This window comes from Streptomyces beigongshangae (assembly GCF_019710745.1).
Classification (GTDB): domain Bacteria; phylum Actinomycetota; class Actinomycetes; order Streptomycetales; family Streptomycetaceae; genus Streptomyces; species Streptomyces beigongshangae.
In genome coordinates, this window is sequence record NZ_JAHKJW010000110.1 from 1 (window position 1) to 12,160 (window position 12,160).

At 76.5% G+C, this 12,160-nt stretch carries 7 protein-coding genes; 1 reads left to right on the forward strand and 6 read right to left on the reverse strand.

The window, feature by feature from the left end; genetic code table 11:
* The 6 genes from KM933_RS37565 to KM933_RS37590 form a co-directional block, all read right to left on the reverse strand.
* Positions 1–2,022, reverse strand: a 2,022-nt coding sequence (locus KM933_RS37565) for a lantibiotic dehydratase (protein ID WP_221361661.1), incomplete at its 3' end; no start/stop codon positions are given.
* Positions 2,023–2,088: 66 nt separating this feature from the next.
* A complete protein-coding gene (locus tag KM933_RS37570) occupies positions 2,089–3,036 on the reverse strand; it encodes an ornithine carbamoyltransferase (protein ID WP_221361663.1) in 948 nt (315 codons plus the stop codon).
* 28 nt (positions 3,037–3,064) lie between these two features.
* Entirely contained in the window at positions 3,065–4,378 is a 1,314-nt protein-coding gene (locus tag KM933_RS37575; protein WP_221361674.1) for an aspartate aminotransferase family protein, read from the reverse strand.
* 30 nt (positions 4,379–4,408) lie between these two features.
* Complete coding sequence (locus KM933_RS37580) at positions 4,409–7,600, reverse strand: non-ribosomal peptide synthetase (protein WP_221361676.1); 3,192 nt, start codon at positions 7,598–7,600, stop codon at positions 4,409–4,411.
* A gap of 442 nt (positions 7,601–8,042) precedes the next feature.
* Complete coding sequence (locus tag KM933_RS37585; protein WP_308013675.1) at positions 8,043–8,687, reverse strand: helix-turn-helix transcriptional regulator; 645 nt, start codon at positions 8,685–8,687, stop codon at positions 8,043–8,045.
* Complete coding sequence (locus tag KM933_RS37590; RefSeq protein WP_221361678.1) at positions 8,684–9,313, reverse strand: helix-turn-helix transcriptional regulator; 630 nt, start codon at positions 9,311–9,313, stop codon at positions 8,684–8,686. Before KM933_RS37590 ends, KM933_RS37585 begins: the two co-directional genes overlap by 4 nt.
* A 325-nt stretch (positions 9,314–9,638) precedes the next feature.
* On the opposite strand from KM933_RS37590, the gene KM933_RS37595 reads away from it, so the two are divergent.
* Positions 9,639–12,160, forward strand: a 2,522-nt coding sequence (locus KM933_RS37595; RefSeq protein WP_221361680.1) for a type 2 lanthipeptide synthetase LanM family protein, incomplete at its 3' end; no start/stop codon positions are given.

Here is a 12,160-nt window from a genome sequence, read left to right on the forward strand (position 1 = left end):
GCTCTTGTCCTCGGCGAAGTCCAGCGCGGAGCCGGTGAACCGCCAGCTCTCCCGGGCGACGACGGTGGAGTCGATGGTGATCCGGGGCGAGTGGTCGCCGTCCGGGCGCAGCGTGAAGCGGTCCATCACGCGGTCGGTGAGCGCGTGGCAGAACACGTCCAGCAGGTCGAAGACCGAGCCGTCGGGCAGCACGGCGGAGAGCCGGCCCTCCCGCTCCTCCACCCGCACCTCGCCGGAACGCACGGTACGCGGACGGTGCGGGTCGGCGCTGTGGTCGGTGAGGGCCACGTAGTGGTCCTGCGGCCGCTCCAGGGACTGCCTGCTGCGCGCGGACCACTTGAGCGGGAGCTCCTTGGGCAGCATGGGCAGCAGCCGCGGGCCGGGGAAGTCACGGGTGGTCTCGTCGATCAGCTGCCCGCGGTCGGGGTGCTGGTGGACGAAGAGCGACTGGGCCAGGGTGTTCATGGCGACGTGCAGCTCACCGATGACGAGCTGGAACTCGCCGCGTTCGACGGCGTCCAGGTCCTCCGCGACGAGCATCAGGTCGGGGCTGACGTACCGGCTGAGCGACCAGCCGCGCCCGTCCTCCGGGAACGCCTCGCGCACCTGCCCGGCGATGGCGTCGCTGGACAGCGAGACCCGCCGGGCGCCGGGCGGGGCGGCGATGATCCGCCCCCAGCGCTCGCGCAGCTCGGCCTGGATGCGCTCGATCTCGGCGAAGGACTCCGGGTGCGGAGCCGGCAGGCAGGCGAACCAGAGCGAGCCGAGATCGACCTGCCCGTGCCGTTCGCGCAACGCGCGGTAGACCTCGTGGATGCGTGCGCCGACGGCCTCCGCGTACCGGTTGGTCATCCAGCGGGCGGCGGTCAGGCACAGCTCCAGCGGGGCGAGCTGCGCCAGGACGGCGCTGCCCACCGTCGCCGTGGCGGACCGGCGGCAGTCGGCGTACACCAGAGCACGGTTGGGCGCGGTGCGGGCCCCCTTCTCGCGGACCGCCGAGACCTCGGTGATCTCGGCGAAGCTCGCCTCCAGGGCGGCGAGCGCGGCGGTCAGCTCCCCGGGGTCGGTACCGGCCCGCTCGACCCGGTCGCGGCCGGTCTCCAGCACCGCGAGCCTGGCCAGGGCGGGCTCGCGCACCGCCGGGTCGCCGATGCGCTCCAGCAGGGTGCGCAGCTCCCGCTCGGGGTAGGTGCCCGCGGGCACCTCCAGCCGCCAGGCGACCAGCCGGCGCGACACCAGCCACTCGAGGGCCTCGGTCACCTCCCCGGCGGTCAGTTCCCGGTCCAGTTCCCCGGCGGCCAGGGCGGTGATCTCGGCCGGCGTCCGGCGCCCGTCGCACAGCCGCAGCACGGTGAGCGCGGGCTCGGGGGCCGTCTGCGGCGGACGGCCGGGCACGCGCACCGTGCCGTCGGCCACCCGCACGAACGGCACCGGGCGCGGCGCAGTCCAGTCGCGCACCCGCGGGTCGCGGTCGACGGCCTTCGCGAGGGCGTCCATCGACCAGCTGGAGAAGTAGACCCGGGACTCGGCGACCAGCCCGGTGCCGGGGTGCACCTCGACGCCGGGCCGGGAGGTGTCGAAGGTGCCCCAGCCGACCGGTCCGAAGAACCCGATGGTGTCGTTCTTGACGCAGAACCGCTGCCAGTAGTGCGCGACCAGCTCCTCACGCTGGCGGGGCATGCTGGTGCGGCCCTCGGCGGACGGCGTCCAGTCGAGGAACGGCTTGATGCCCGTGCGCAGCACCGCACGGTTCTGCCAGGCGACCGCCGCCCGGAACGGTGCCGAGGCGGCGATCTCCTGGAGTTCGTGCGCGGTGCGCACCGCCGCCGCCGAGAATGCCTCCTGGAACGCCTCCCAGTCCGCCCCCGCCGGTACCTCCCCGGGGGCGAACTTGTCCGCGGCCCGGGCCAGGCCCTCCGGGGCCAGCCGGAGTACCCCCGCGGCGGGGAAGCCGGGCCCGCGGAGCGCGAAGTGCGTCCACAGGCGCCACCCGCCGCCGGGCATGCTGATGGTGTCGGACATTGCTGAGCTACCTCCCTGGGAAGAATGCGCCGGACCGCTGGCCGGCCGGATCGCCGGACCGGACCGTCAGGCCGGCTCCGCCGGGATGCCGCCGAGGCACCACTCCAGAACGGCGCGGGCGCTGTGGTACTTGTTCTCGGCCTGCCGGAACGCGATGCTCGCGGGACCGTCCAGCACCTCGCCGGTCACCTCGTCACCGCGGTGCGCGGGCAGGTCGTGCATGAAGACGGCGCCGGGACAGGCCGCCAGCACGGCGGTGTCCACCCGGAAGGGGGCGAAGACGCGCCGCCAGTCGGGGTCGGGCTTGGTCGTGCCGGTCGTCTCCCAGCGGGTGGTGTAGACGATGTCGGCCGCGGGCAGGTCGGCCATGTGGTGCCGCTCCTCGACCAGTGCGCCGGACACCTCGGCGTGGGCGCGGGCCCGGTCGAGGAAGACCGGGTCGAGTCCGTAGCCGGGCGGGGTCCGCAGGTGCAGTTCGGTGCCGGGGAACCGGCTGAGGGCCAGGGCGAGCGCCGAGGCGGTGTTGTTGCCCTCACCGGCGTACAGCACCCGCAGGCCCTCGATCCGCCCGAAGCGGCCGAGCATCGTGGTGAGGTCGGTGAGGGCCTGGGTGGGGTGCTCGGCGGCGCTCATCGCGTTGATCACGGCCATCCGCTTCTGGGCGGCGTAGGCGCGCAGTTCCCCGGTGCTGCCCGCGGTGCGCGCCACCAGCACGTCGAGCATGCGGGAGAGCACGTCGCCGGTGTCCTCGGAGGACTCCCCGGTGTTCTCCTGGAGGTCACCGGGACCGTAGGTGATCAGCTGTCCGCCGAGCCGGAGCGCGCCGGCCGAGAACGCGGTCCTGGTGCGGGTGGACGTCTTGCGGAACAGCACACCGACGACGGCGCCGGCGAGCGGCCGGGCGTCCTCGAGCTCGCCGGCGGCGTACTGGGCGCCGCGGCGCACGAGCAGGCGCAGCTCCCGGTCGGTCAGGTCGTCCACGGAGATCAGGTGGTGGCGGTCGGGACGGGGCATGGCGGGTTCCTCCTCGGGCGGCCGGCGGTCAGCCCGCACGCAGGGCGTCGAGCAGGATGCCGAGCCCTTCGTCGAGCGGACCGGGGTCGATGGTCAGTGGCGGCATCACCTTCAGGACCTCGTCGTGGCGGCCGCAGCGCTCGACGATGAGGCCGTGCTCGAAGGCGTGGCGCTGCACCCGCCCGGCCCGCTCCGCGCCGCCGGCCCGGGCGGTGTCGACGCCGAGCACCATGCCCCGGCCGCGCAGCACGAGATCGGGATCCAGGCCGCCGGCGTCGGCCCGGAAGCGGGTGAGGCGCTCCGTGTTGCGCCGCAGGCCGGCCAGGAAGCCGTCCCGCTGCCACAGCTCGCACGCCGCGGTGGCCGCGACGAAGGCGAGCTGGTTGCCGCGGAACGTGCCGGTGTGCTCGCCGGGCTGCCACAGGTCCAGCTCGCGGCGGAACAGGGTGAGCGACAGCGGCAGTCCGTAGCCGCTGAGGGACTTGGAGACGGTGACGACGTCCGGCACGATCCCGGACTCCTCGAAGCCGAAGAACGCCCCGGTGCGGCCGCAGCCGGTCTGGATCTCGTCCAGGATCAGCAGCACCCCGTGGCGTTCGGTGACCTCGCGCAGCCGGCGCAGCCACTGCGGGCTCGCCGGGTATACCCCGCCCTCCATCTGCACCGCCTCGACCACGACGGCCGCGGGCGGCTCGGTGCCGGACGACGGGTCGCTCCACAGCCGCTCGATCAGCCCGATCGAGTCGAAGGGGCCGAGCGGGCCGTCCTCGAAGGGGACGAAGGTCACGTCCCCGCCGGCGACCGTGCCCGCGCGGCGGGCGCGGCGGCTGCCGGTGACCTCCAGCGCACCGCGCGACATCCCGTGGTAGGCGCCGGTGAAGGCCGTCAGGCCGGTGCGGCCGGTCGCCCGGCGGGCCAGCTTGAGGGCCGCCTCCACCGCGTCGGTCCCGGTCGGGCCGGTGAACTGCACCTTGAAGTCCAGGCCGCGCGGCTGGAGCACGACCTCGGTGAAGCGGGTGAGGAAGTCGCGCTTGGCGACGGTGTGCAGGTCCAGACCGTGCATCAGGCCGTCGTCGGCGAGGTAGTCGACGATCCTGCGCTTGAGGGCGTCGTGGTTGTGCCCGTAGTTCAGGCTGCCGGCGCCGCAGAAGAAGTCGATGAAGGCCCGGCCGTCGTCGGTGTGCAGCAGCGCGCCCTTGGCGCGTTCGAACACCACGGGGAAGGTACGGCAGTACATCCGCACCTCGGACTCGATCTTCTCGAAGACGGAGGTGTCGGAGGGGCCGGTGAGGTTGGCGGGGGCGGTAGGGCTGGTGGGGCCGGTGGTCGCAACGGTGGTCATGGCGGTCCTTGGGCGAGGGGGCGGGTTCGGTCAGCGGCCGGCGGGCGTGCGCCCGCCGCGCGGGCGCGCGGTCAGCCGCGGCAGGGGCCCGTCGGCGGCCAGGAGCGGGTAGCCGTCCAGGGCCGTGGCGAGGGCGGCGACGGTGGGGTGGTCGAACAGCGCCCGGACGGGGACGTCCACCCCGAGGGCGGCGCGCAGGCGCACGGACACCCGGGTGGCGAGCAGCGAGTGTCCGCCGAGCAGGAAGAAGTCGTCGTGCGCACCGATCCCGGTGGCGCCCAGGACCTCCTCCCAGACCCCGGCCACGGACTTCTCCCGCGGGGTGCGGGGAGCGGCGGCCGGGCCGGCCGCCCGCGGCGCCGGTACGGGCAGCGCATGACGGTCGACCTTCCCGCTGACCGCGGTCGGGAGGGCGTCCAGCAGGACGAACGCGGCCGGGACCAGATGGTGCGGCAGGGAGTCGAGCAGCCGGGCGTGCAGGGTGTCGGGCGCGGGCGGGTTCCCGGCGTCCTCCGCGACCAGGTAGGCGGTGAGCTGCCGGCCGCCGTCGGCGTCCGGCGTCGGGTGCACCACGGCGGCGCGGACGCCGTCGAGGGCGAGCAGCGCGGCCTCGATCTCGCCCGGTTCGATCCGGTGGCCGCGGATCTTCACCTGGTGGTCGCTGCGGCCGAGGATCTCCAGCGAGCCGTCCGGGCGCAGCCGGCCGAGGTCGCCGGTGAAGTAGAGCCGGCCGCCGGGCGCGGTGGCGTGCGGGTCGGGGAGGAAGACGTCGGCGGTCCGGGCGGGCCGCCCCCGGTAGCCCCAGGCGAGGCCGTCGCCGCCGACGCAGACGTGCCCGACGGCGCCCTCGGCCACCGGCTCCAGCCGGTCGTCGAGCACCCGGACGCTGGTGTTGTCCACCGCGGCCCACTCCCGTACGCCGCCGTCGGCGCCGTGCCGGGCCACGCTGGTCCAGATCGTGGCCTCGGTCGGCCCGTAGAGGTCCAGGACCCGGGCGCCGCCCGCGGCGAGCGCCGCGGCCAGGCCGGTGTGCAGCTTCTCGCCGCCGGACAGCACGGTGAGGCCGGGACCGGGCACCCAGCCCGTGTCCACCAGTACCCGCAGCATCGACGGGGTGGCCTGGACCAGATCCGGGCGGGCCTCGTCGATCAGGCGGACCAGCCGCTCGGGATCGCGGGCCTGCTCGGTGTCGGCCAGCACCAGGCGGGCGCCGGTCAGCATCGGCAGGCACAGCTCCAGCATCGAGGGGTCGAAGGAGGCGGTGGTCACACCGAGGACGGTGGTCCCCGGCCCCGGTTCCAGCCGGGCCGCCATCGAGTGCAGGAAGTTGGTCAGGGCGCTGTGCGGGATCTGCACGCCCTTGGGGGTGCCGGTCGAACCGGAGGTGTGGAAGACGTACGCGAGGTCGTGCGGGCCGGCGGTCCGCACGACCCGGCGCCCCGGGACGGCCACCGCCCCGGCGTCGTCGAGCAGCAGGGTCCTCGCGCCCGTGCCGGCCACCCGGCCGGCCAGCGGGCCGGTGGTGACGACCACGGCGGCGCCGGTGTCCTCCACCAGCCGGCCCAGACGCCGCGCGGGGTGCAGGGGGTCGAGCGGGACGTAGGCGGCGTCCGCCTTGAGGACGCCCAGCAGGGCGACGAGGAGCCCGGTGCCGCGCTCCAGCAGCACACCCACCCGGGCGCCGCGGCCGACACCGAGGCCGCGCAGCCGGTGCGCCAGCCCGTCGGCCCGCCGGTCCAGGGCGGCGTAGTCCAGTTCGTCGTCGCGGCAGCGGACGGCGGTGGCGTGCGGGGTGCGGCGCGCCTGCCGCTCGAACAGGTCGGTGACGGTCGTCGCGGGTACGTCCCGGGTGCCGCCGAGGCCGAGCGCGAGCCGGCGGCGGCGCTCGCCGCCGGGCAGCGGCCCGAGTGCGGAGGCGGCACGGGCCGCCGGCTCGTCCGGGGCGGCGAGCAGGGCGCGCAGGAGCCGTACGTAGTCCTCGGCGATGCGGGCGGCCGTCCCGGGCGTGAACAGCGCGGTGGCGTACTGCAGGCGCAGCCCCACGCTGCCGTCGGGACGGCCGAGCAGGTCGAGGGCCAGGTCGAACGGCGTCCCGGCGACCGGGGTGGGGACCAGGCCGACCGACAGGCCGGGCAGGTCGGGCGGCTCGGCCTCGGCGTCGAGGGCCAGGAAGGAGACCTGGAAGAGGGGATTGCGGCCGAGGTCGCGGGGCGGCGCCAGTTCGCCGACCACGCGTTCGAAGGGGGTGTCGGCGTGCGTGAGGTCGGCCAGGGACGCGTTCCGGACCCGGTCCACCAGCTCGCCGAAGCCGGGTCGGCCGGACAGGTCGGCGCGCAGGACCACGGTGTTCACGAAGGGGCCGATGAGATCCCTGGCGGCGGGGTGGCCGCGGCCGGCGACCGGGGTGCCGACGGCGAAGTCGGACTGCCCGCTGTAACGGCCCAGCTGGGCCTGGAAGGCCGCGAGCAGCACCATGAACCGGGTGGCGCGGCGGGACCGGGCCAGCCGGTCGGCCCGTGCCACCAGCTCGGCGGGCAGGACGCAGCGGGCCACGGCGGCGGTGCCGTCGAACCGGGCGGGGCGGGGCCGGTCGGTCGGCAGCTCCAGCGGCGGCAGGCCCGCCAGCCGCGTGCGCCAGTGGTCCAGGCCCCGGGTGAGCCGGGGGCCGGTCGACCGCTCGCGCTGCCGGGCCGCGAGGTCGGCGTACTGCAGGGTCAGCTCCGGCAGCCCGTGGGGGACACCGGTGGTCCTGGCGCGGTAGGCCGCGGCCAGGTCGCGGGTGAGGATGTTCCAGGAGGAGAAGTCGAAGGCGATGTGGTGCACCACGACGGCCAGCAGGTGGTCGTCGGGCGCGAGCCGCGCCAGGGTGGCCCGCAGCGGCGGCGCGGTCGACAGGTCGACCGGCCGGCGCAGCGCGCGGTCGAGGACCGCGGCGACGCCGGCCGCTCCGGCGGCGGGCGCGTCGACCGTGTCCAGCGGGACCTCGACCCGGTCGGCCACGAGGGCCACCGGCTCGCCGTCGACGGCCGCGTACCGGGTGCGCAGCACCTCGTGCCGGTCGACCACGTCGGTCAGGGCGCCGGCGAGGGCCCCCGTGTCGAGATCGCCGCGCAGGCGCAGCGCCAGCGGGAGCAGATGGTCCGCCGTGCCGGGTCTCAGCTGGTCGAGGAACCACAGCCGTTGCTGTGAGAAGGATGTCGTCCGGCCGTCACAGCGGTCCACCGGCTCACCTCCGGGAAGTCGGGTAGGTCGTCGTGCGCCTCGGATGGCCGGGGCACGACCGGAGCTTGCCGCCCGGGCACGGCGGCGCAGTAGGGAAGGAGCGGCAGCGCCCGGCGCGGCTTTTGCTGCGTCTATGTCTCTGGGCGGAACCGTGGCCGGACGGAAGCGTGACCACCACCGGGGCCATGCGCGGCCCCGGCCCCGGGTCGGTGGCCGGGGCCGGGCCGACGACCGGTCCCGGGGCCGGACCAGGGACCGGCCCCGGGGCGGCGGCGGGGACCGGGACCGGAACACCGAGTCCGGCCGCGACCAGGACCGGCACCGGGCCGGGAGGGCACCCGGGGCCGGGACCGGGACGGAGTCGGGTCCGGGCGGGACCGGGACACCGGGGTCGGCCAGGGCGGGGCACCGGGGCCGGTCAGGGTGGGACGCCGGGGCCGGGTCAGATCAGGCCGGTGCGGACGGCGTGCGCCACCGCGTGTGCCCGGTTGCGGACCTGGAGGCGCATCATCAGGTCGTACATGACGTTCTTCACGGTGTGCTGGGAGCAGGCGAGTTCACGGGCGATGGCCGCGTTGCCGTGCCCTTCGGCGACCAGCGCGAGGACCGTCCGCTGCCGGGCCGTCAGCGGCGACCGGGGGAGGGGGCCCCGGCGCTCCGGGGAACCGCCGCCCGCCTCGGTCAGGAGGCGGGCCAGGACGCCGTAGGACATCCGGCCCTCGCCGTACCGGGCGGCGCGGACGGCGGTGAGCAGTCGCTCCGGGGTGGCCTCGGCCGACTGCAGCATGGCCACCGCCCCGGCCCGCACGGCCAGCCGCACCCCCGCGGCGGTGAAGGTGTCGGCGACCAGCAGGAGAGGACCGCCGCCCGGCTCCTGCCAGCCGTCGAGCGCCGCGCCGGCCGTCCGGCCGGCGGCCACCCGGACGGCCCCGGCGCAGCGCCCGTCCGCGGCCAGCTCGATGCCGGCCAGGACCAGACCGGCGGCCACCGTGTCGCGGGCCGCCCCGCCCGCCGGTCCCAGGCGCACCCGCAGCGGACCGGCGCTCCGTCCGGTGTCCGGCGCGGCTTCGAGGACGAGGCCGGTCACAGCAGGCCCGTCCGCAGGGCGTAGGCCACCGCGTGGGCGCGGTTGCGCAGCCGGAACCGCTGGGTGATGTCGCGGACCACGGTGGTCACCGTCCGCGGGGAGTAGCAGAGCTCCTTGGCGATCTCGTCGGTCTCCCGGCCGTCGGCCACCATCCGCAGCACCGCGCGCTCCCGCTCGTCCAGTCCCCACTCCGGCGCGCGGCCCCGCGCGGCGGAGTACGCGCCGGTGTCGATTTCGGCGTGCTGGTCGAGGAGGCCGTCGATCAGGTCGGGGGGCACGGTGCAGTCGCCGCCCGCCACGGTCCGCACGGTCCGCGCCAGCCGGTCGGCGTTCACCTCGTGCCGGCGCAGCAGTCCGCGGGCGCCGGCGCCGATGGCGTCCGCCGCCCCGGCCGGGGACAGGTCGGAGGCGATCACGATGATGGCGGGCGGCTGCGGGCCGGCGCCGGTCGCGGCCACCAGATCGAGTTCCTGGCGGTCCACCCGGTCGACGATCACGACGGCCACGTCGGCCCTCTCCTCCGGCTGGACCAGCGCGATGTCCGGGTTGCCGGACAGGGCGCTGACGGCGCCGGCTTCGAGCAGCGGGTCCAGGGCGACGACGCACAACGACAGGGGACTGCCCATGTGTACTCCTAGCTCAGCGTGCGGCGAACCTCTCGGTGAGGAGTCTCGGCAACCGGTGCGACAGGCCGCATGGGGCGCGAGTACCCGCATTCCCCGTACCCGCCGGACCGCTCCCGGGCCGTGCGCCGGCGGCCGGAGCGCACCGGGCCGGACGGAGGGGCCGCCCGCCCCGGAACAGGGCCGTCCCGGCCGTCCTCCGCCCCCGCCGGGCCGCCCGGCGGTACGTATGGGGGTCCGGCGGGGCGTCGACTGGGTAGTCCGCCGCGGAATGTGGGGGTCCTGTCCCCCTGTACGGGCGGGCGGCACCGCTGGAAGGGTGGCGGACGTGACCACAACCGACACCGCTCCTCCCGTCACGGGGACGACGTCCTCCTGGTGGGCGCCGGCCGCGACACTGCGCGAACGGCTGTCGGCCGCGGACCCCCCGAGGGCGCTGCCGGCGTCGCCGGGCCCGGCCGCCGGGTCGCGCACCCGCTCGCCGGTCGAGCTGGCCTGCGAGTCCGTCCGCGCGGCCCGGCTGGGTGCCGATCCCCGGCTGATGGCGGCGCTCGCCGCCGAACCCGCCCCCCGCCTGGCCGGCCGGCTTGCCAAGCCGCAGTGGGCGGTGTTCGCCGAGGCCGCGGTCGCCGCGGCCCCGGGGACGCCCGCGGAGGTCCGCGCGGCCGGGGCGGGCGCGCCCGCCGATCCGGCGGACGGGGCGGTCGTGTTCGAACCCGTGCTGCGCCCGCTGGTGTCGGCGGCCGTCGCCGAGCTGACCGGACGGGCCGCGGCGGACGGGGCCGACCCCGGCGAGACGGCGGTGTTCGCCGGGAGCTACGCCGACTGGCTGGCGCGGCGGCTGGCCAGGGCCGCCGCCCGGACACTGGTCGTCGAGCTCGCCGCCGCGCGCACCGCGGGCGACCTGTCCGGCCCCACCGGGGCGGCCCGGTTCGCCGGTTTCACCGCCCGGACGGCCACCCGGGCGGGGCTGGCCCGGCTGTTCGCCGGATATCCGGTCCTCGCCCGGCTGCTGGCCCGCACCTGCCGGCACACCGCCCGGTCCGGCGCCGAACTGCTGGCGCGGCTCGCCGCCGACCGGCGGGAGCTCGCCGCCGGACTGTTCGGCGGGACGGACCCGGGTCCGCTGGCCGCCGTCGAGCTGGGACTCGGGGACCCGCACCAGCAGGGCAGATCGGTGGCGGTGCTCCGGTTCGCCGGCGGCGGCCGCGCGGTCTACAAGCCGCGGCCGGTCGGCCAGCACGCCCTGCTGGACGGGATGGCGGGCTGGCTGGCCGCCAAGGTCCCGGGCCTGGAGCTGCGCACCCCGCGCTGGGTGGCCGGGGACGGCTACGGGTGGCTGGAGCACATCGGCCACCGGACGTGCCGTTCGCTGGCCGAGATCGACCGCTTCCACCGCCGGCAGGGCGCGCTGATCGCGCTGGCCCACACCCTCGAAGGGGTGGACCTGCACTACGAGAACGTCCTCGCCTGCGGCGACCAGCCCGTGCTCGTCGACGTGGAGACACTGCTGCACCCCGTCCTGCGCGAGGGCGGGACCACCCGGCCGGACCCGGCCGCCGGGGCGCACGCCTCCTCGGTGCACCGCACCTGCCTGCTGCCGCAGCTGCTGGTGGGCGAGGTGGGCGCGGTCGACGTCTCCGCGCTGGGCGGCGCGCCGGGCGGGCAGTCCCCGAACACCCGGATGGTGTGGGAGGACGCCGGCACGGACGAGATGCGCCTGGTGCGCCGCCCTGCGCCGTTCACCGGCGCGCTGAACCAGCCCTGCGCCGCCGGGACGGGGCCCGGCGGCGCCGACCGGGCGGCGGCGGTCCTGGCGGGGTTCCGCACCGGGTACGACGCCGTCGTCCGCCACCGCGACGAACTGTCCGCCCCGGCCGGGCCGCTGGCCGCCGGCGCGGACGCGATCGGCCGGCTCGTGCTCCGCCCGACGATGCTGTACGCCACCCTGCTGGAGGAGGCGACCCATCCACAGGTGCTGCGCGACGGGCTCGACCGGGACGCCATGTTCGCGGTGCTGTGGGCCGACTCGGACGGCGACCCGGCCCGCCAGGCGCTGATCGAGTACGAGATCGCCGACCTGTGGGACGGCGACGTCCCGGTCTTCTTCCACCGGCCCGGTTCACGGGAGGTCCTCGCCTCGGACGGGACCGCCGTGAACGGCGTCCTGGACACCTCCGGCCTCGCCTGCGCGCAGGCGAAACTCGCCGCCATGAGCACCGTCGACCGCCGCACCCAGGAGTGGATCGTCTCGGCCGCCCTGGCGTCCGCGGAGCCCGGTGCCGCCGGACGCCACCACCGGGTGGGCCGCCGGGCCCGCCCCGCTCCCGCCGCCCTGCCGGAATCCTCCGCGCTGCTGGCCGCCGCCTCCGAGATCGCCGACGGGATCGCCGGCCGGGCCGTCCGCGGGCACGACCGGGTCAACTGGATCGGCCTGGAGGCGGTCGACGACCACTGGACGGTGCTGCCCATGGGTGCCGGACTGGCCCAGGGATACACCGGAGTGGCCCTGTTCCTCGCCCAGTTCGGCGCGCTCACCGGCTCCGCCCGGCACACCGGGCTGGCCCGGGCGGCGCTCGCCCCGGTGCCCGAGCTCGTCGCCGCGATGGCCGCCGACCCGGTGCTGAGCCGGGCCGTGGGCCCGGGCGGGTTCGAAGGTCTGGGCGGGATCTGCTACGCCCTCGCCCGCGTGGCCGGCCTGGCCGGCGACGACCTCGCCGCGTGCCTGCCGACGGCGCTGGACGCGCTGGCGCTGGCGGCGCTCGGCGACGGCGCCCCGCCGGACGTGTCGACCGGCCTGGCCGGAGCGCTCGCCGCCCTGCACGCGGTGCACCGCGAGCGCGGGCTGCC

What these genes read in the sequence shown, in the direction of transcription:
- KM933_RS37570 (WP_221361663.1), bottom strand. Translation starts at nt 3,036, where the DNA reads ATGCCCCGTCCCGACCGCCACCACCTGATCTCCGTGGACGACCTGACC.
- KM933_RS37575 (WP_221361674.1), bottom strand. Translation starts at nt 4,378, where the DNA reads ATGACCACCGTTGCGACCACCGGCCCCACCAGCCCTACCGCCCCCGCC.
- KM933_RS37590 (WP_221361678.1), bottom strand. Translation starts at nt 9,313, where the DNA reads ATGGGCAGTCCCCTGTCGTTGTGCGTCGTCGCCCTGGACCCGCTGCTC.